This window comes from Pseudomonas qingdaonensis, assembly GCF_018398475.1.
Taxonomy (GTDB): domain Bacteria; phylum Pseudomonadota; class Gammaproteobacteria; order Pseudomonadales; family Pseudomonadaceae; genus Aquipseudomonas; species Aquipseudomonas palmensis.
Genome location: NZ_CP074676.1, coordinates 1,832,163 through 1,851,193 on the forward strand (window position 1 = coordinate 1,832,163; position 19,031 = coordinate 1,851,193).

At 66.0% G+C, this 19,031-nt stretch carries 21 protein-coding genes; 14 read left to right on the forward strand and 7 right to left on the reverse strand.

What is annotated here, in order from left to right:
* Nucleotides 1-3 precede the first annotated feature (3 nt).
* The 7 genes from KH389_RS08600 to KH389_RS08630 all read left to right on the forward strand — a co-directional run bounded on the left by KH389_RS08600 (nt 4) and on the right by KH389_RS08630 (nt 6,074).
* On the forward strand, nt 4-1,977 hold the full coding sequence (locus tag KH389_RS08600) for a heme lyase CcmF/NrfE family subunit (RefSeq protein ID WP_213607513.1): 1,974 nt from the start codon (nt 4-6) through the stop codon (nt 1,975-1,977).
* Nucleotides 1,974-2,510, forward strand: a complete 537-nt coding sequence (locus KH389_RS08605) for a DsbE family thiol:disulfide interchange protein (RefSeq protein ID WP_043861843.1) — start codon at nt 1,974-1,976, stop codon at nt 2,508-2,510. The genes KH389_RS08600 and KH389_RS08605 overlap by 4 nt, the downstream gene beginning before the upstream one ends.
* Nucleotides 2,507-2,983: a cytochrome c-type biogenesis protein gene (locus KH389_RS08610; RefSeq protein WP_043861844.1), complete on the forward strand. Its 477-nt coding sequence runs from the start codon at nt 2,507-2,509 to the stop codon at nt 2,981-2,983. The genes KH389_RS08605 and KH389_RS08610 overlap by 4 nt, the downstream gene beginning before the upstream one ends.
* On the forward strand, nt 2,976-4,160 hold the full coding sequence (gene ccmI, locus KH389_RS08615; protein ID WP_213607214.1) for a c-type cytochrome biogenesis protein CcmI: 1,185 nt from the start codon (nt 2,976-2,978) through the stop codon (nt 4,158-4,160). Before KH389_RS08610 ends, ccmI begins: the two co-directional genes overlap by 8 nt.
* A 10-nt stretch (nt 4,161-4,170) precedes the next feature.
* Nucleotides 4,171-4,581: a hypothetical protein gene (locus tag KH389_RS08620; protein ID WP_213607215.1), complete on the forward strand. Its 411-nt coding sequence runs from the start codon at nt 4,171-4,173 to the stop codon at nt 4,579-4,581.
* Between the two features lie 49 nt (nt 4,582-4,630).
* Nucleotides 4,631-5,569, forward strand: a complete 939-nt coding sequence (locus KH389_RS08625) for a 2-hydroxyacid dehydrogenase (RefSeq protein WP_213607216.1) — start codon at nt 4,631-4,633, stop codon at nt 5,567-5,569.
* Between the two features lie 91 nt (nt 5,570-5,660).
* Nucleotides 5,661-6,074, forward strand: coding sequence for a GFA family protein (locus tag KH389_RS08630; protein WP_043861848.1), 414 nt, complete (start codon nt 5,661-5,663; stop codon nt 6,072-6,074).
* On the opposite strand, the gene KH389_RS08635 is transcribed toward KH389_RS08630, so the two are convergent.
* Complete coding sequence (locus tag KH389_RS08635; protein WP_054915613.1) at nt 6,067-6,960, reverse strand: LysR substrate-binding domain-containing protein; 894 nt, start codon at nt 6,958-6,960, stop codon at nt 6,067-6,069. The two genes, KH389_RS08630 and KH389_RS08635, sit on opposite strands and share 8 nt — an antisense overlap.
* 156 nt (nt 6,961-7,116) lie before the next feature.
* Between KH389_RS08635 and KH389_RS08640 the strand changes: the two genes are divergently transcribed.
* The 5 genes from KH389_RS08640 (at nt 7,117) to KH389_RS08660 (ending at nt 10,640) form a co-directional block, all read left to right on the forward strand.
* Complete coding sequence (locus KH389_RS08640) at nt 7,117-8,049, forward strand: DMT family transporter (RefSeq protein ID WP_123753585.1); 933 nt, start codon at nt 7,117-7,119, stop codon at nt 8,047-8,049.
* A 91-nt stretch (nt 8,050-8,140) separates the two neighbouring features.
* Entirely contained in the window at nt 8,141-8,479 is a 339-nt protein-coding gene (locus tag KH389_RS08645) for an FKBP-type peptidyl-prolyl cis-trans isomerase (RefSeq protein WP_043861851.1), read from the forward strand.
* A gap of 80 nt (nt 8,480-8,559) precedes the next feature.
* Nucleotides 8,560-9,171, forward strand: coding sequence for a hypothetical protein (locus KH389_RS08650; protein WP_043861852.1), 612 nt, complete (start codon nt 8,560-8,562; stop codon nt 9,169-9,171).
* Nucleotides 9,172-9,184: 13 nt separating this feature from the next.
* Nucleotides 9,185-9,772, forward strand: coding sequence for a hypothetical protein (locus KH389_RS08655; RefSeq protein WP_213607217.1), 588 nt, complete (start codon nt 9,185-9,187; stop codon nt 9,770-9,772).
* Between the two features lie 205 nt (nt 9,773-9,977).
* Nucleotides 9,978-10,640, forward strand: coding sequence for a histidine phosphatase family protein (locus KH389_RS08660; protein WP_210014305.1), 663 nt, complete (start codon nt 9,978-9,980; stop codon nt 10,638-10,640).
* A gap of 3 nt (nt 10,641-10,643) precedes the next feature.
* Here the strand turns inward: KH389_RS08660 and KH389_RS08665 are convergent, their stop codons facing one another.
* The 3 genes from KH389_RS08665 to KH389_RS08675 form a co-directional block, all read right to left on the reverse strand.
* Nucleotides 10,644-11,321, reverse strand: a complete 678-nt coding sequence (locus tag KH389_RS08665; RefSeq protein ID WP_213607218.1) for a hypothetical protein — start codon at nt 11,319-11,321, stop codon at nt 10,644-10,646.
* A complete protein-coding gene (locus KH389_RS08670) occupies nt 11,321-12,217 on the reverse strand; it encodes a hypothetical protein (RefSeq protein ID WP_143516676.1) in 897 nt (298 codons plus the stop codon). Before KH389_RS08670 ends, KH389_RS08665 begins: the two co-directional genes overlap by 1 nt.
* Nucleotides 12,218-12,315: 98 nt before the next feature.
* On the reverse strand, nt 12,316-12,753 hold the full coding sequence (locus KH389_RS08675; protein WP_043861856.1) for an Lrp/AsnC family transcriptional regulator: 438 nt from the start codon (nt 12,751-12,753) through the stop codon (nt 12,316-12,318).
* 131 nt (nt 12,754-12,884) lie between these two features.
* Between KH389_RS08675 and KH389_RS08680 the strand changes: the two genes are divergently transcribed.
* On the forward strand, nt 12,885-13,790 hold the full coding sequence (locus KH389_RS08680; RefSeq protein ID WP_213607219.1) for a DMT family transporter: 906 nt from the start codon (nt 12,885-12,887) through the stop codon (nt 13,788-13,790).
* An 81-nt stretch (nt 13,791-13,871) separates the two neighbouring features.
* Entirely contained in the window at nt 13,872-14,792 is a 921-nt protein-coding gene (locus KH389_RS08685; protein ID WP_213607220.1) for a class I SAM-dependent methyltransferase, read from the forward strand.
* A gap of 102 nt (nt 14,793-14,894) precedes the next feature.
* Here KH389_RS08685 and KH389_RS08690 read toward each other — a convergent pair whose 3' ends face one another.
* The 3 genes from KH389_RS08690 to KH389_RS08700 all read right to left on the reverse strand — a co-directional run bounded on the left by KH389_RS08690 (nt 14,895) and on the right by KH389_RS08700 (nt 19,025).
* On the reverse strand, nt 14,895-16,346 hold the full coding sequence (locus tag KH389_RS08690; protein ID WP_213607221.1) for a PepSY domain-containing protein: 1,452 nt from the start codon (nt 16,344-16,346) through the stop codon (nt 14,895-14,897).
* A 48-nt stretch (nt 16,347-16,394) separates the two neighbouring features.
* The gene (locus tag KH389_RS08695; protein ID WP_213607222.1) at nt 16,395-18,548 is read right to left on the reverse strand and encodes a TonB-dependent receptor; all 2,154 of its coding nucleotides are present in this window, start codon (nt 18,546-18,548) and stop codon (nt 16,395-16,397) included.
* A gap of 90 nt (nt 18,549-18,638) precedes the next feature.
* Nucleotides 18,639-19,025: a DUF2946 domain-containing protein gene (locus KH389_RS08700; protein WP_043859887.1), complete on the reverse strand. Its 387-nt coding sequence runs from the start codon at nt 19,023-19,025 to the stop codon at nt 18,639-18,641.
* Nucleotides 19,026-19,031 lie beyond the last annotated feature (6 nt).

Sequence of the window (19,031 nt, forward strand, 5' to 3'; positions counted from 1 at the left end):
CTGATGATTCCCGAGCTGGGCCAGTTGGCGATGATCCTGGCCATCTGTTTTGCCGGCGTTCAGGCCAGCGTGCCGCTGCTCGGCGCCTGGCGGGGCGACAGCCTGTGGATGAGCCTTGCACGCCCGGCGGCGTGGGGCCAATTCGCCTTCCTGGCGTTTGCCTTCGCCTGCCTGACCCATGCCTTCATGACCGACAACTTCTCGGTGGCGTATGTGGCCAGCAACTCCAACAGCGCCTTGCCCTGGTACTACAAGTTCAGCGCCGTGTGGGGCGCCCACGAAGGCTCGCTGCTGCTGTGGGCGCTGATCCTGGGCGGCTGGACCTTCGCCGTGTCGATCTTCTCGCGCCAGTTGCCGCAGGTGATGCTGGCCCGGGTGCTGGCGGTGATGGGCATGATCAGCGTGGGCTTCCTGTCGTTTCTGATCGTTACCTCCAACCCGTTCCAGCGTCTGCTGCCGCAGGTGCCTGCCGATGGTCGCGACCTCAACCCGCTGCTGCAGGACATCGGCCTGATCGTGCACCCGCCGATGCTCTACATGGGCTACGTGGGCTTCTCGGTGGCCTTCGCCTTCGCCATCGCCGCCTTGCTCGGCGGGCGCCTGGACGCGGCCTGGGCACGCTGGTCGCGGCCCTGGACCATCGTGGCCTGGGCGTTCCTGGGCATCGGCATCACCCTGGGCTCGTGGTGGGCCTACTACGAGCTCGGCTGGGGTGGCTGGTGGTTCTGGGACCCGGTCGAAAACGCCTCGTTCATGCCGTGGCTGGTGGGCACCGCACTGATCCACTCGCTGGCCGTCACCGAGAAGCGCGGCGTGTTCAAGAGCTGGACCGTGCTGCTGGCGATCGCTGCGTTTTCGCTGAGCCTGCTGGGCACCTTCCTGGTGCGTTCCGGCGTGCTGACCTCGGTGCACGCCTTTGCCGCCGACCCCGAGCGCGGCGTGTTCATCCTGATCTTCCTGCTGTTCGTGGTCGGCGGTTCGCTGACTCTGTTCGCCTTGCGCGCCCCGGTGGTCAAGAGCCAGGTCGGGTTTGCCCTGTGGTCGCGGGAAACCCTGCTGCTGGCCAACAACCTGGTGCTGGTGGTGGCGGCCTCGATGATCCTGCTGGGCACCCTGTACCCGCTGGTGCTCGATGCACTGACCGGGGCCAAGCTGTCGGTGGGGCCGCCTTACTTCGATGCGCTGTTCATCCCGCTGATGGCCCTGCTGATGGTGGTGATGGCGGTCGGCGTGATCGTGCGCTGGAAGGACACCCCGACGAAATGGCTGGTGAGCATGCTCACCCCGGTGGCGATCGGCAGCGTGGTGCTGGCACCCATCGGCGGGCTGCTGGTGGACGACTTCGACTGGCAGGTACTGACCACCTTCGCCCTGGCGGCGTGGATCCTGCTGGCCGGCGTGCGCGACCTGCTCGACAAGACCCGTCACAAGGGCCTGCTCAAGGGCATGCGCGGCCTGAGCCGCAGTTACTGGGGCATGCACGTTGCACACCTGGGCATCGCGGTATGCGCCCTGGGCGTGGTGCTGTCGAGCAACAACAGCGCCGAGCGCGACCTGCGCCTGGCGCCGGGCGAGTCGATGGAACTGGGCGGCTACCAGTTCGTGTTCGAAGGCGCCAAGCATTTCGAAGGGCCGAATTTCACCTCCGACAAGGGCACCGTGCGCGTGCTGCAGGACGGTCGTGAAATCAGCGTGCTGCACCCGGAAAAACGCCTGTACACCGTGCAGCAGTCGGTGATGACCGAGGCCGGCATCGATGCCGGTTTCACCCGCGACCTGTACGTGGCGCTGGGCGAGTCGCTGGACAACGGCGCCTGGGCCGTGCGCGTGCACGTCAAGCCGTTCGTGCGCTGGATCTGGCTGGGCGGCCTGCTGACCGGCCTGGGCGGCCTGATGGCGGCGATGGACAAGCGGTATCGGGTCAAGGTGAAAAGCCGGGTACGTGAAGTACTGGGCATGTCGGGAGCAACTGCATGAAGCGTTGGATCATGGTGCTGCCGCTGGCGGTGTTTCTGCTGGTGGCGGTGTTTCTGTACCGGGGCCTGTACCTGGACCCGTCCGAGCTGCCCTCTGCGATGATCGGCAAACCCTTCCCGGCGTTCTCGCTGCCGACCGTGGAAGGCGACCGGACCCTGACCCGCGACGACCTGCTGGGCAAGCCGGCGCTGGTCAACGTGTGGGCCACCTGGTGCCCCTCGTGCAAGGTCGAGCACCCGGTGCTGAACAAGCTGGCCGAGCAGGGCGTGGTGATCTACGGGGTCAACTACAAGGACGAGAACGCGGCTGCGATCAAGTGGCTGACCGAGTTCCACAACCCCTACCAGATCGGCATCCGTGACGAGCACGGCACCCTCGGCCTGGACCTGGGTGTGTACGGCGCGCCGGAGACCTTCATCATCGACGCCAAGGGCATCATCCGTCACAAGTTCGTCGGCGTGGTCGACCAGACCGTGTGGCGCGAGCAACTGGCGCCGCTGTACCAGGGCCTGCTCGACGAGGCCGGCCAATGAGGCGCTGGCTGGCAGGCGCGCTGCTGGGCCTGAGCATCGCCGGCGTGGCCCACGCGGCCATCGACACCTATCAGTTCGCCGACGACGCCGAGCGCGAGCGTTACCACGTGCTGACCAAGGAACTGCGCTGCCCCAAGTGCCAGAACCAGGACATCGCCGACTCCAACGCACCGATTGCCGCCGACCTGCGCCGCGAGATCTTCCGCATGCTCGGCGAAGGCAAGGACAACCAGCAGATCATCGACTTCATGGTCGACCGCTATGGCGACTTCGTGCGCTACAAGCCGGCCCTGACGGCGCGTACCTGGCTGCTGTGGTTCGGCCCGGGCATCCTGCTGCTGGGCGGCTTCGGCATGCTGGCGCTGATCGTGCGCAAGCGCCGTACCCAGGCGGCGGGCGGCACCGTCGACCTTTCCCCCGAGGAGCGTGAGCGCCTCGCCAAACTGCTGGACAAAGAACGCACCCATGACTGAATTCTGGCTTCCCGCAGGCCTGCTGTTACTGGTAGCCCTGAGCTTTCTGCTGATCCCGGTGTTGCGCGTGCGTCGTGCGCAACAGGAAGAAGACCGTACCGCGTTGAACGTGGCCCTGTACCAGGAGCGCGTGGCCGAACTGCAGGCCCAGGGCGAGGCCGGTGTGCTCACCGCCGAGCAACTGGACCGTGGCCGCGACGAGGCCGCCCGCGAGCTGCTGGCCGACACCGACAACGCCGAGCCCGACCGCAGTGCGCGCCTGGGCAAGACCTTGCCGCTGCTGGCCGCGGTGCTGGTGCCGGTGATGGGCCTCGGGCTGTACCTGCACTTTGGCGCCAGCGACAAGGTCGAGCTGACCCGCGAGTTCGCCCAGGCGCCGCAGTCGGTGCAGGAGATGACCTCGCGCCTGGAGCGTGCGGTGCAGGCCCAGCCAGACTCGGCCGAAGGCCTGTACCTGCTGGGCCGTGCCTACATGGCCCAGGAACGCGCCGCCGATGCTGCCAAGGCCTTCGAGCGCGCTGCTGCCCTGGCCGGGCGTCAGCCTGAGCTGCTTGGGCAATGGGCGCAGGCGCTGTACTTCGGTAACGGCAAGCAGTGGACAGCGCAGATGCAGGCGTTGACCGACGAAGCGCTCAAGGCCGATCCGGCGGAAGTCACCAGCCTGGGGCTGCTGGGTATCGCCGCGTTCGAGGACGGGCGCTACCAGCAGGCCATCGACTACTGGAACCGTCTGATTGCCCAACTGCCCGAGGGCGATGCCTCGCGTGCCGCGCTGCAGGGCGGCATCGAGCGTGCTGGCGAACGGCTCAAGGCCGCGGGCCAGGCGCCGGCCACCAGCGCACGCCTGACGGTGCGGGTCGAGCTGGCGCCGGCGCTCAAGGACAAGGTGCGTCCCGATGACAGCGTGTTCATCTTTGCCCGCGCCAGTTCCGGGCCGCCGATGCCGCTGGCGGCCAAGCGCGTGACCGTGGCCGACCTGCCGATCGAGGTTCAGCTCAGCGACAGTGATGCGATGATGCCGAACATGAAACTGTCGAGCTTCCCCGAAGTCCAACTGGTTGCGCGCGTCTCCCGTGCCGGCCAGCCGACCAAGGGCGAGTGGATCGGCCGTGGCAGCCCGCTGGCCAGCAGCACCGAGGCGCCGCAGCACCTGACCATCGACAGCCCGGACCTGTAGAGAGCTCACTATGAACAGCATCGCACGCCTCACCCTGATCGCCCTGGCCGTGGGCTTGAGTGCGTGTACGGTGCATCGGCCCAGCGAGCCCACTGTGCCGCCGATCGAAACCCTGCCGCCGACCGGGCCGGTGATCAAGCCGGTGCCGGGGCCCAAGCCAGGTACCCCGGCCACGCTGCCGACGCCCAAGCCGATGCCACGCACCTCGGCAAGCTTCGCGCCGCCGCCGGGTGGCGCCAGCCACTGGGACCCTAAACTCGGGGTGTACGTGCTCGAAGGCAAGACCAACACCTTCTACCGCCAACGCACCTACTACCGCTTCAGCAATGGCTGGAGCTGGGCCACCAGCCCTGACGGCCCCTGGCAGGACACCGACAGCGGCGGCGTGCCGGGTGGCCTGGGACGGGCTTTCGCCCAGTAAGCCCAAGCCGGCATAATGCCCCTTTTTGCGAATGGCCAGGGGGCAGGGCATGACACACAAGGTACTGGTGCTGGTAGAAACGGTGGATGACTACCTGCCCTTGCTCGAACAGGCCGGCTTCGAGCTGATTCGTGCACAGACCCCGGTCCTGCGTGCCGAGGCCATCGCCCGCCACGGCGGCGCAATCGATGCGGTACTGACCCGCGGGCCGCTGGGCTTGCGGGCCGACGAAATCGCCGCCTTGCCCCATCTGAAAATCATCTGCGTCATCGGCGCCGGGTACGAGGAAGTGGACCTGGCAGCGGCTGCTGCGCGTGGCATCACCGTGACCAATGGCGCCGGTGCCAACGCCACGGCGGTGGCCGACCATGCCCTGGCGCTGCTGTTCGCCATCGTGCGCGATATTCCCCGTGCCGATGCCACCACCCGCCAGGGGCAGTGGAACCGTGTGATCAGCCCGTCGCTGAGCGGCAAGCGCCTCGGGGTACTGGGCCTTGGCGCGACGGGGTTGGCGATTGCCCGGCGTGCGGCGCTGGGCTTCGACATGCAGGTCAGCTACCACAACCGCCGGCCACGCACCGACGTGCCCTACACCTGGTGCGAAAGCCCGCTGGCGCTGGCGGGGGAGGTGGACTTTCTGATCGTTGCCACCCCGGGCGGGGCCGGTACGCGCCACCTGGTCGACGCGGCGGTGCTGGACGCACTGGGGCCTCAGGGTTTTCTGGTGAACATTGCGCGGGCCAGCGTGGTGGACACCGATGCGATGGTGGCGGCGTTGCGCGAAGGGCGTATTGCCGGGGCCGGGCTGGATGTGTTCGATGCCGAGCCTGAAGTCCCGCAGGCACTCAAGGCGCTGGACAACGTGGTGCTGACCCCGCATGTGGCCGGACAGTCGCCGGAAGCGGCGCGCGATACGGTGGCGCTGGTGCTGCGCAACCTGCAGGCGTTCTTTGCCGGGGAACCGGTGTTGACCCCGGTGACGGCGTAATCCGCTGTAGGAGCCGGCCTTGCCGGCGAAAGGGCCGGGGCCGACTGCTGCTAGACTTCAGCCCTACCGCCCACCGCAAGGACCCTGCACCATGTCCCAACCCCAGGAAAAACACGGCAGCTGCCTGTGCGGCGCCATTCACCTCAGCGTCAGCCTCGACAACGCCAGCGTCAGCGCCTGCCATTGCAGCATGTGCCGCAAATGGTCCGGTGGCCCGTTGATGGTGGTGCACAGCACCCAGACCCTCAGGCTCAGCGGCGACACCCCGCGCATCTACGATTCCTCCGAGTGGGCCCAGCGCGGCTTCTGCGGCACCTGCGGCACCCACCTGTTCTATCGCCTCAAGGCCGGCGGCTTCGACGCCGTGCCGGTGGGCGTGCTCGATGGCGAGAGTGACTGGGCGCTGGAACTGCAGATCTACATCGATCAGAAGCCGGGTTACTACTGCTTCGCCAACCAGACCCGGACCCTCACCGGCGCCGAGGTGCAAGCGCAGTTCAGTTGAGCGCCAGCAACCAGTCCCTGAACACCTGGGCCGCCGGCGAGCACACGCGCTGCCTGTCGTGCACCAGGTAGTCGGCCTGGCCGGTGTGCACGACGAACTCCGACACCGGTCGCACCTGCCCGCTGGCGATGCGCTCGCGGGCCATGAACTCCCAGCCTAACCCCACCCCCATGCCCTGCATCACTGCGTCGAACACCAGGGTGATCTGATTGAATGTCACCGCATCGGCCGGCGCCTTGTAGCGCACCCCCAGGTGCGCGAACCAGTCGGGCCAATCCAGACAGTTCCAGGCCGAGGCATCCAGCTGGATCAGCGGCAGGGCCTGCAGCGCCGCCAGCGAATCGGCTGGCGGCAGGGCCCGCTGGGTGCTGACGATGGGGTAGATGCATTCATCGAACAGCTTGTCGGCCTGCAGTGAACTCCAGCGGCCATGGCCGTACAGCACGCCGAAGTCATAGTTGCCCACCACGCGTTCATCCATCTCGTTGCTGGCATGGATGTTCACTGTCAGCTCGGGGTGCTGTGCGTTGAAGCGCAGCAGCCGCGGGAACAACCAGTACTGCGCCACCGCATGGGTGCAGATCACGCTGACATTGCGGCTGCCGTGCCCGCTCTTGAGGCGCAATACGTTGGCCAGCAGGCTGTCGAGCATCGGCTCGACGATGGCATTGAAGCCACTGCCGGCGGCGGTCAGGGTGATGCCGCGGGCGCGGCGTTCGAACAGCGGCGCACCCAGGTGTTCTTCAAGCAGCTTGATCTGTTTGCTCACCGCGCTCTGGGTCAGCGACAGCTCGGCGGCGGCGCGGGTGAAACTGCCGGTGCGTACCACCGCCTCGAAAGCGATCAGGGTATCCAGCGGGGGCAGGTGACGGCTGAAGCGGCTCATTGCGGGGTCTTCGGTTCAGGGAATGGCTGGATGGTAAACCCGGTGCTTTGCGCTTTAAAGGTATTCCCCATGGGAATGCCTGCATGCCGAATGATCTTTTGCCTGGACGCCTGCATTTGGCTAGCCTGCGTGCTCTGAAAAACGAGGAGCAGGCAAGTGAAACGGGGTGTGGCGTATGCCGGCGTGGCCGGTGCGATGTGGGGCATGGTGCTGATGGTGCCGCAACTGCTGCCGGAGTTCAGCCCGGTGCTGCTGGCCTGTGCGCGGTTCGTCCTGCTGGGGGCGGTATCGCTCGCGCTGCTGCTGCCAATGCGCAAGGCGCTGCGTCAGCTCGAACGGGCAGACGTGTGGATGCTGGCGCGCCTGGCGCTGATCGGCAACCTGCTGTACTTCATGTGCCTGGTGGCGGCGATCCAGCGCCTGGGCGTGGCGCCGGCATCGCTGATCGTTGGTGTGCTGCCGCTGACCATCACCCTGTACGGTCGCAATGACAGCGGCGCGGTGGCCCTGTCGCGCCTGGCCGGGCCGCTGGCGCTGATCCTGGCGGGCATGCTGTGCATCAACCTGCAGACCTTCGCGGTGGAGCCGGGGGCGGTGCAGGACAAGCTCGCCGGGCTGCTCTATGCGCTGGCCGCGCTGGCCTGCTGGACCTGGTACGCCACCTACAACAGCCGCTATCTCAAGCAGTGCCGGCACCTGGACAGCCATCAGTGGTCGGTGCTCACCGGGGTGGTGACCGGCGTGTTCAGCCTGGTGCTGGTGGCGCTGCTGTGGGTGTGGCAGCCGCAGCAGTTGCAGGTGCAGGCCACTGCTGAGCGCTGGCAGCTGTTCTGGGCGTTCAGCCTGGGTTGCGCGCTGTTTGGCTCGTGGCTGGCGGGGGTGTTGTGGAATGCGGCAGCCAAGCGCATGCCGCTGACCCTGAGCGGGCAGTTGATCGTGTTCGAGACCCTGTTTGCCTTGCTGTATGCGTTCATCTGGCGCCAGAGCGGGCCGAACCTGCTGGAGGGCGCGGCGATCGTGCTGGTGGTGGGCGGGGTGTGCTGGTCGATGCGCCAGCACGAGCCGGTGACAGCCAGCGCCACCTCATGAGCCGAGTTCGCTCCCCACAGCCTTGCAAAACCCGGCCATTGCTGCGAAAACGCATCGGCAGAAAACGTCCCATAGCCGTCAGAGATCACCCATGAGCAACGAACTTCAAATCATCGACCTCCAGTTGGGCGACGGCAAGGCGGCCGTCAAGGGGGCGCTGATCACCACCCAGTACACCGGCTGGCTGGACGATGGCAGCGTATTCGATTCCTCCCACCAACGCGGCAAGCCGTTCCAGTGCGTGATCGGCACCGGCCGCGTGATCAAGGGCTGGGACCAGGGCCTGATGGGCATGCAGGTGGGCGGCAAGCGCAAGCTGATCGTGCCGGCGCACCTGGGTTACGACGCGCGCAGCGTAGGCAGCATCCCGCCGAATTCGACCCTCACCTTCGAGATCGAGTTGCTCGAGGTCCTCACCCGCGACGATTGAGGGCTGAGTCATTCTCATTACAGTCTTTGGCCCTGATGCCGATAACAGCCTGTCTCTCACCCGAAGCAAGGACATTTTGCGTGCTGCGTACTTTCTGTTTTCTTTTCCTGGCCTGCCTCGGCCTTACCGGTTGCTACTCCTTCACACCGGTGGGCCCGATCGGCGAACCGGTCACCGTGGCCGACAACACTGCACAGCGGGGCGCCCAGATCGCCGACGTGGCCATCACCGCGCCCGACCTCAAGGATGACGTGCGCCTGAACATCAGCCGCCAGCTCACCGCACAGATCAGCCACTACGTCGACCGCGGCGAGTACTTCACCAAACTGGTGGAATTTCCCGCCACCCTGGGCGAGCAGGATGTAGTGCTCAAGTTCACCATCACCTCGCTCAAGGGCAAGCGCACCACGCACCCCGGTTACGTTCCCGGCGCGTTGGTGACGCTGACGTTCTGGATCTGGTTCAACGGCCCGATCTATGTCGACAAGTACGACCTGGCCGGCGAGCTGGTGATCGAAGACCGCGACGGCAAGCGCCTCACCCGCGTCACCGAGCAGGTCAAGCTCGACAACAATGTCGGCCTGTACGACAACGACTATGCCAACGGCAGCCTGGGGGGCGTGCAGTTGCGTCAGCTGATCACCAGGTTGCTCGACACCGCGACGGCTGCCCCGCAATTGGCCACTCACTGAAAGGAATTCAACCATGCGTCATTGCCTAATGGCCCTGTTGCTGGCCCTCAGCACGGCCCTGACCGGCTGCATCAGCTACTCCCAGCACCAGTTGCCGGTGGTCGAAGCCTGGCCGCCGCTGCCTGCCGCCGATGCGGCGCCCGCGCACAAGACCGCCTATGTGCGCTTCAACACACTGTACGAGTTCAACGGCCAGCCGCGCGCCAGCAACGCCAACCTGATGCGTTTCGAAAAGACCCTGGTGCAGAGCTATGAACAGAGCGAGCGCTTCACACGGGTGACCAGCGAGAAGGTCGACTTCGACGTGTACGCCTACGTCACGCTCAGGAACAACGAGCAAGGCAACGTGCTGGCGGCGACGCTGACCGGTGCGACGCTGTTCATCATCCCGTCCACCTTCGACAACACCCTGACCCTGGAGACGCTGTACAAGGACCGTGAAGGCAAACTCATCGGCAAGGTCAGCAAGAGCGAAACCATCACCACCTGGATGCAATTGCTGTTGATCTTCGCGGTGCCGTTCAACGATTCGGGCGATGCCATCATCGAGCACCTGAGCCGCAGTTCGGTTGAAGAAGCGATCCGGCGCAAGCTGATCTGAGCGTCATCATCGCGAAACATCCCTGCGCCAGACTGGCGCGGGCTCAAGGCTGAGCCGGCACGGATGAACCAAACGGGTTTGCGACACTCTCAAGCACGCCCGTTTCCACGGATGGAACGACAGACAGGGATCACCCCGCAGCCTCGGCTGCGGGGTGGCACAGGCGGGTCAGCCTCAACCCTATTTGTCGCAAAGAGCCCGTGCCATGAAGTTGCCCTCCTTTTTTCGGCGTTATCGCCCTGCGCTGTTTTCCGTTCCGCTGGTCGTCGGCGCCACCCTGCTGACCTTCGAAGCGCTCGAAAGCCGAGCCCAGCCGGTGGACGGCACCCAGACCCTGGTCTTCCTGCGCCACGCAGAAAAGCCCGGCGAAGGCCTCGGGCAACTGAACTGCCAGGGCCTCAACCGCGCCCTGGACCTGGCCACTCTGCTCCCGGAAAAATTCGGCCCCGCCGACTACGTGTTTGCCGCCAACCCCAACCGCGAAGTGGAGGAGGGCAGCAACGACAATGCCTACAGCTATATCCGTCCGCTGATGACCATCAGCCCGAGCGCGATCAAGCTCGGCCTGCCGGTGAACATCGACTTCGGCGCCAACGACACCGGCGACCTGGCCGACGAGCTGCTGCAGGACAAGTACCGCAACGCCACGGTCTACACCGCGTGGTCACACGGCTACCTGCCCGAGCTGATCAACACCGTGGCCGGCAAGGCGCTGGGCGAAAAACGCACCATCACCGACGACTGGGACGGCGAGGATTTCGACTCGCTGTATGTGCTGACCCTGACCTGGCACGACGGCAAGGCCAGCCTGCTCAGCCGCAACTACAAGCAGGGGCTGGACAACGGCGACCTCGCCTGCCCGAGCTGAGGGCTAGTTCACCACCTCGAAGCGTGCGCTGGCCTCGCGCCACTCGAACGTCTTGCCCAGGCAATACGGGCTGGAGGGGATGAGCACCTGGGTGGCGCCACCCTGCAGGCGTACCTGGACGGTGTCGATACCCTTGCTGCGACAGCCCGGCACCTTCACCTCCAGCGTCTGCTGCAGCTTGCCGGTGGCCTTGTCCATTACCTGGATGGTTTCGAGGGCGGCATAGTCCATGTCCATCGGCAACTGGAAGTAGAAGCGTTCGGTGGATGCGGCCTGGGGCAGTACCGCGCCCGGCGAGGGTGTCTGCAGGCCGATGTCGGCCACCAGCTTGAGCGTGAAGGGCAGCTGCTTGCCGCTGGCGTAGGCGGTCCAGGTGCCTTGCAGCGGCTGGGCACGGCTGCTGAAATCGGCTTTCTGGAAATGCAGACGCGCGGTGGGCAGGCCGCCGCTGTCCAGTTCGTCCATGGCGAAGTTGTAGGTATCGGTGTTGCGCGTGGGCTTGAGCCGGATCGGCGTGTGGTAGCGCTCGTAGTAGTAGATACCGGTCACGTAGTCGTTGGTGCGCTCGATCACCAGCGTCACCGGCAACCCGCCGAGTTTGCCCTGGTACACGGAATGGTAGGCCAGGGCATGGGCGCTCAGGCACAGCAGCAGGCAGGCGAACAGGGTACGAAACGGCATCAGAAAGGCTCCACGCTGTGGCGTTGCCACACCAGTTGCTTGGGGTCGACGAAGTGGTAGTACTGCCAGTCGCTGGTCCCGGTGTCGTAGTTGCTGCCCTGGCGCTGGGCTACCCAGCCGGGGGCGGGGAACTTGAGCGCGCCCTTGTCGCCCAGCGCTTCGAGTTCGGTGTGGCGTTGGTAGGTATTGCTGGTGGGCTGGTACAGGTAGAACTGGTCCGGCTCCTGGTTGGCGCCGCCGGTGGCGCGCTGGCCGATGGGCGAGGCCCTGAAGTCGATGATGCCGTCACCGTTGTAGTCGGCGAAGGTCAGGGTCCGGGTGCCGTTGAACGCCAGCGCCAGGTTGTCCAGCACCTGCAGTGTGCTGCCGCTGGCGAGGTCGATGATGGTGATGCGATCGACCTTGCCGGTGTATTCGCCCTCGGCCTTGCTGGCGTGCACGTAGAAGCTCTTGCCGCGGTTCTGCGGCTGTTGCAGCAGCTCGCCTTGCCAGCTGGAGCGCTGCTCGTCGCTGAAGCGGGTCTGGCGCGTGAGGCTGAAGGGCACACGTTCCCGGGTGCGCAGGTCGATCCATTCGCCACTGAAGTCGCGATCGTGCGTGAACACGAAGGGGCGCACCCGCAATGCTGCGGCGGGCATGCGCGGGTTGTCCATGATGTTGATCAGCAGTGGCACGTCCTTGCTGTAGGGCGTCACTTCCAGTGGCTGGCTGGTGTGGTGCTCGGTGTCCAGCAGGTAGCCTTGCACGTACTCGTATTGCGAGGTGTATTGCAGGGCGACCTCGACCTTGCGCTCGCCGAGGGTGCCCTGGTACAGGTTGATCGGGTCGGTGGCGTGGGCGCTGGTGAAGGCCAGCGCCAGGCCCAGCATGCAGAGGGGCCTTGGGAAAGCGAACATGGTGACGGTGCGTCCTTGCGGGAGAGGGGCGCAAGGCTAGCATATGTGTGGAACGTGCCGTTGCTCTGCGAATCCCGCGCCGCCCGCCAGTATGGCGCTTATGCCATCGGCGGCAGCCGTCGCTTCACCGGGCTTTTCTTGACGATGGCGGTGTTGGTTTCGGCGTGGCTGTTGAGCTTGTCGAGCAAGGTGTCGAGCTGCTCCATCGAGCGTACATGCAGGCGCGCGATGAAGCAGTCGTCACCCGTGACCTTGTCGCACTCGGTGAACTCGGGGATGGCGATGATCTGGCGCTCCACCTCCTGCAGTTGCCCCGGCAACGGACGAATGCGCACGATGGCCTGCAACTGGTACCCGAAGCTGCGCGGGTCGATGTCGACCGTGTAGCCCTTGAGCACGCCGCGTTCTTCCAGGCGACGCAGGCGCTCGCTGACGCTGGGCGCCGACAGCCCGCTCAGGTGTGCCAGCGCCTTGAGCGAACGCCGCGAGTCTTCCATCAGCGCCTTGATCAACAGCTGGTCGATATCGTCAGTCATGCAATCCTCGTCAGGCAGATCAATGAAATTGCCTTGATAAAAAAGGCAAGGCTTGAGTCTAGCCTTGTTTTTGCTATGGAGTGCCCTGGCTTCTCGCTCGCATAATCTGTCCATCGTCTGGGAGGTGAGAGATGGACAATTCAATACGCCGTGGGTCGTTGGAAATGGTCGCCGCGATGCTGATATCCGGCACCATCGGCTGGTTCGTGCTGGTGTCGGGGCAACCGGTGCTGGACGTGGTGTTCTGGCGCTGCGTGTTCGGCGCCGGCACGCTGTTGCTGGTGTGCGCCGTGCTGGGCTTTCTGCGGCCGGGCATCCTCACACGTGCCAGCTTTGCCCTGGCGGTACTCAGCGGGGTGGCCATCGTGGGCAACTGGGTGCTGCTGTTCGGCTCCTATTCACGGGCCTCGATTGCCATCGGTACGGCGGTGTACAACGTGCAGCCGTTCATGCTGGTGGGGCTGGCGGCGGTGTTTCTGGGTGAAAAGCTCAGTGTGCCCAAGCTGTTCTGGCTGGGGGTGTCGTTTGCCGGGATGCTGGCCATTGTGAGTGCCCACGGCAGCGGGCAGGGCAGTGGCGAGGATTACCTGCCGGGCATCGCGCTGGCGCTGGGCGCGGCGTTTCTGTACGCGGTGGCCGCGCTGATCATCAAGCGCCTGAGTGGCACGCCGCCGCACCTGATCGCGCTGATCCAGGTGAGCACCGGCATCCTGTTGCTGGCGCCCTTTGCCAATACCGGCGGCCTGCCGGGCACTGCGGGGGCGCTGGCCAGCCTGGTGACGCTGGGTATCGTGCACACCGGCCTGATGTACGTGCTGCTGTATGGCGCCATCCAGAAACTGCCGACCGCGTTGACCGGGGCGTTGTCGTTCATCTACCCGATTGCGGCGATCTTCGTCGACTGGTTTGCCTTTGGCCATCGCTTGAGCGCGCTGCAATGGCTGGGGGTGGCGGCGATTCTGCTGGCGGCTGCCGGCATGCAGCAGGGCTGGTGGTGGAGGGCGAGCGGCAAGCTGCACGCCACAAGCGACAAGTAAACAGGCGCCCGGCGCAAACTTGTCGCTTGCTGCGTGAAGCTTGCCGCTAAAATAGCCCTTTTTGTCCCAGTGAATCCTGCCATGCCGATTGCCACCCTTCACGCCCACCTGCTTGGTGCCCTGAACCCTGCGCCTGCCGAAACCCGGCGCCTGTTCCATGGGCGCGGGCGCTGCTGGCCGGGGCTCGAACAGATCACCGTGGACTGGCTGCAGGGCGTGCTGCTGGTCTCGCTGTTTCGCGAGCCGCCCGAAGGGCAGCTGGCCACGCTGGAGCAGATGCTGCGCACCCTGGCCGCCAGCCCTGGCTGGCCCGGGCAGGCGATCCTGATTCAGCACCGCTACCTGCCCGACAGCCCCGGCCAGTGGTTGCTGGGCGAGCCGAGCGAGCACCGCGTGATCGACGAGGATGGCCTGTGCTACCAGCTGGACCTGGGCCTGAAGCAGAACACCGGGCTGTTCCTGGACATGCGCTATGGCCGGCGCTGGGTGCGGGAGCAGGCGGCGGGCAAGCGGGTGCTCAACCTGTTCGCCTACACCTGCGGGTTTTCGGTGGCAGCGATTGCCGGGGGGGCCGAGCAGGTGATCAACCTCGATATGGCGCGCTCGGCCCTGAGCCGCGGGCGCGACAACCATCGGCTCAACGGGCATGACCTGGGGCGGGTGGGGTTTCTGGGGCATGAGCTGTTCAAGTCATGGGGCAAGGTGCGCAAGAGCGGGCCGTATGACCTGATCATCATCGACCCGCCGACGTTCCAGAAGGGCAGCTTTGTGCTGACCCAGGACTACAGCAAGATCCTGCGCCGCCTGCCGGAGCTGTTGAATGAAGGCGGCACGGTGCTGGCGTGCGTGAACGACCCGGCCATCGGGCCTGACTTTCTGATCGAGGGGATGGCAGCCGAGGCGCCGGGGCTGGTGTTCGTGGAGCGTCTGGCCAACCCACCGGAGTTTGCGGACAGTGATCCGGTGGGCGGGCTGAAGGCGCTGGTGTTTCGCCAGGGGTGAATCTGTTGTGCCAGTGCTGGCCTATCGCGGGTCAAGCCCGCTCCCACAAGGATTGGCGCTAACCCTGTGGGAGCGGGCTTGACCCGCGATGCGATCCGAAGGCTAGCGGCGCAAACGCCGCCACCCCATCACCACACCACTCACGCTCAGCACCAGCCCACCCAGGCTGAGCACAATCATCCACCCATCCCACAACGGCCGCCGCGTCAGCAGCGGTAGCCAGTCCCAGCTGTGCAGCAACGCGAACAGCCAGCGTGACGCGCGCCGTGGCTGGTCCAGCTGCCCCAGTACTTCACCGGTGTACAGGTCCAGATGCAGCCAGGTCTGCGCCGGGTCGTCGAAGCGCACCCGCAGCACCGGCAGACGCTTTTCAAGATGCCCGAGCATGCTCTGCTCGGCCCGCGCGTAGTAGTAGAAGTCGTAGGCCTCCAACTGCTGCACCTGCATCGCCGGCCCGATCGCCTGCGCCGCCTGCTCCAGCACCGCCCGTGGCAGACGCTGCAGCACCTGGCCGTCGTGCATCGACAGTACCCGCGTGCGTCCCGCGCCGTCCTGGCCCACCACATACCCCGCGCCCCCGATCAGCCGCCACTCCAGCTCGCGGGCGGTGAAGCCCTGGTCGGCAAAGCGCGCCAGTGCCTGGGGCACCGACAGCGGGAACGCCGCCGCATTCAGCGGCCCGCCCTGATACGCCGAGGTATCCAGCGGCTGGGCACTGCTGAACAGCCGCCACGGGTTCATCGACATCAGCCCACTGAAAATCCAGGTGATGGCCAGGGCACCGAACAGCAACCCGCCCACATGGTGCCAGCGTGCCCAGCCCTTGTACGGCGAACGCGAACCGCTGCGGTAGGGCCGGCTGAAGCGCCAGCGCATCACCCCCACCACCGCGCCCAGCAGCGCCATCACGCTGGCTGCCAGCGACAGGTAGATCACCAGGTTGCTCCACAGCCCGTCCAGGCCGATGCCGCGCAATGGATACAGCCAGTGCAGCCAGGCGCCGATCAGGTTCCAGCCGCGCTCGCTGGCGCTGGCATCGCGCACCACTTCGCCGGTCTGGCCGCTGATGTACAGCAAGGTGCCGTCCGTATCGCTCAACTGCACGCGATGCAGCGGCCGGTGCGCATCCAGTGCGCGCGAATGGCTCCACAGGTCTTCCTGCACCGCGTCGCGATAGGTCATCGGCGCATGCGGGTCGTATTGCCCGGCACTGGCCAGCGCCCGTTCGCGGGTGGTGGGGGCGATGCGCTGGCCGCTAGTTGCGTCCACCGCCAGGGCCTTGCCGCTGGCATAGTCGAACAGGTAAAGCGCCTGCCCGGCCACGCTGCTCAGGCGTATGCGTGCAGGTTGCGGATCGGCCACCGCCAGCGCCTCGCCCAGCGAGACGCAACAGCCCTGCGCCGAAAGCGCCGGCAGGTGCGCCAGGTGCTCGCGCGGGGTCAGCTTGGGGTAGCCCACGTACAGCATCACCATGCCCGAGACGAACCATAGCGCCATGAACACGCAGGTCACGATCCCCAGCCAGCGATGCCACAGATACAGATAACGCTTCATTGCAACGCTCCATCAGGGCCGGGGCGCGAACGCCCCGGCCCGGCCCAGTCAGAAGCGGGTCTGCACCGCCAGTTCGAAGGTGCGCGGTGCACCCAGGTAGAGCATGCTCGACGAGGTCCAGCGTGCGTACACCTCGTCGGTCAGGTTGCGCACCCGCGCGGTGATGCGCGTGTCGGCATCCACCTTGTAGCCGACGAAGGCCCCGAACAGGGTGTACGACGGCGCGTAGCGGGTGTTGGCCGCATCGGCATACACCGACGACACATAGCGGCTGTCGCCGCCCACCTGCCACTGTGGGTCCAGGTCGTAGGTCAGCCACAGGTTGGCCACCCGGTCCGGGGTGTTGGTGGGGGTGTTGCCCTTGCGCGAGAACGACTGGCCGCCGACGTTTTCGTTGAACGCGTCGTACTGCGCATCGACATAGGCGAAGTTGCCTTCGGCCAGCAGTTGCGGGGTGACGCGCAGCGCCGCCGCCACCTCGATACCGCGTGACGACTGCTTGCCCACCGGCTGGGTGAAGCCGGGGTTGACCGGGTCGGCGGTGGCCAGGTTGTCGCGCTCGATGCGGTAGGCGGCCACGGTGGCCGAACCGCGTCCGTCCAGAAAGTCGAACTTGCTACCCACCTCCAGCTGCTTGCCGGTGCTCAGGTCGAAGTCGCGCACCTGGCCGAAGCTGGCGGTGGTGAGCATGCCGGCGGGCGGGTCGGCGGCGGTGCTGTACTGCACATACACGTTGGCCGACGGGGTCAGCTCGAACACCAGGCCCACACGCCCGGTGGTGGGCTGGTAGCGGCGTTTGAACTGCGCCGGGTTGGCCTCGTTGACGGCGCGGTAGTTGCGTACCTGCAGGTCGATGCTGTCGTGGCGCAGGCCCGTCAGCAGGGTCAGGCGATCGGTCAGGGTCAGGCGGTTCTCCAAAAAGCCGGCCCAGGTGTCGACCGTGTTCTGACGGTTCTTCTCGTAGCCGGGGAACATGCCCGGCAGGTCGTAGAAGTGTCCCGGGTCGAAGTGGTCGGGGTCGACGCTGCCGGCAGCGGTGCCCGAGCGCGGGTAGGTCATCTGCACGTTGTGGCTGTAGTCCAGGCCCGTCGACCACTGGCTGCGCAGGCCGAACAGCTGGCCGTCATGCAGCAGTTCCACGCGGTTGCCGTTGAGCTCCTGGTCGTGCCGTTGCAGCAGGCTGCCGGAGCGTTGCACGCGGCTGTTGTCGGCGTTGTAGGTGTAGGTCTCGAGATTGCGGAAGTTGCGCTCGGCGTTGTAGTGGTAAAGCGTATTGCGCAGCGAGGTGGCGTCGTCGAAACGGTACTCGGTGATCGAGCGCAGCCAGCGCACGCGCTGCTCGTAGCGCCCGTCCTCGACGTTGTAGTTCTCGAAGCGCCGGCTCTTGTCGACCTTCATCTGGCCGCCCAGCGGGTTGAGCACCGGGCTGCCCCAGTAGGGGCTGTCGACGCTCTCGTTCTGGTATTCGAGTGCCAGGGTGTGGGACAGCTGGTCGTTGATGTCGGTCAGCAGCGAGAACGCCACGCTCCAGGCATCGCGCTCCTCGCGGTCGACGTAGCCATTGCTGCGGGTATGGCTGAAATCCAGGCGCGCATGGTTGGTGTCGTTGAGTGCGTGGTTGAAGCCGAACGAGGTCTCGCTGCTGTCGTAGCTGCCATAGCTGACGCGGCCTTCATTGAAGTCTTCGTCGCGGTTGGCCAGCTTGGTGATGTAGTTGATCGAGCCGCCTACGGCGCCGGCGCCGAACAGGAAGCTGGACGGGCCGCCGACCGCTTCGACGCGGTCATAGATCCAGCTGTCGACCGGGCGTGCGGCGATCGAGTCGTACTGCACGCTGATGCCATTGAACAGCTGGGTGATCTGCGCCCCGGAAAAGCCCCGGTACGACACCGAGCCGGCCGAGCCGGGCGGGGAGGCGGCGTTCAGGCCGGGTACGCCGGCGAGCATGTCCTGGGTGGTCCTGGCGCCGCGCTGTTCGATCTGCTGGCGGTTGACGATGCTGATCGAGGCCGGGGTTTCGCGGGGCGTGAGGCCCAGGCGCGAACCGGTTTGCGAGGGGGTGTCGAGCAACACGCCGTCCACCGGAATCGGCCGGTCGCTGACCAGTACATCGGGCAGCACGAGTGCCTCGTCGGCAACGGCGTTGAGCGACAGGGCGCAGAGCAGGGCAGTGCAGCCCTGCAAACGTGGGAAAGGGGTCATTGAGCGAACTCTGCAGGTGAGCCAACGGCACCCCCGCGCAGTGGCGCAGGCGTGTGCCGGTACGGGCAGCGGCAAGGCTGCCGGGTTGGATCAGGCCAGCAGGGGGGAGGCGCGCGGGTTGGCCGAGGGCCAGCAGTAGCGAGGTGGTGCCTTGCTGCGCAGTTCGCGGTGGTAGCGGCGCGTGCGGGTGAACGCCAGCAGCCAGCCGATCACCAGGCTCAGGGCCAGGCACACCACGGCCGCGGCACACACCGGGCAGGTTTGCAGGCTGTCCCAGCCGGCGATGGAGGCGTCGCTGTAATCGGTCTTGAGGGTCGGGCCCGGGGTGCCCATGGCCGAGCAGAAGGCTCCGCCGATGCCGTTGAGCTGCAGGCCCATCATCTGCCCGTGGCCGATACCGCAGGCGAACAGATTGAACAGGACGCTGAAGTACAGCGTCCAGGCAATCAGCGAGCGGTCGGCACGGGTAAATTTCATGGCGGC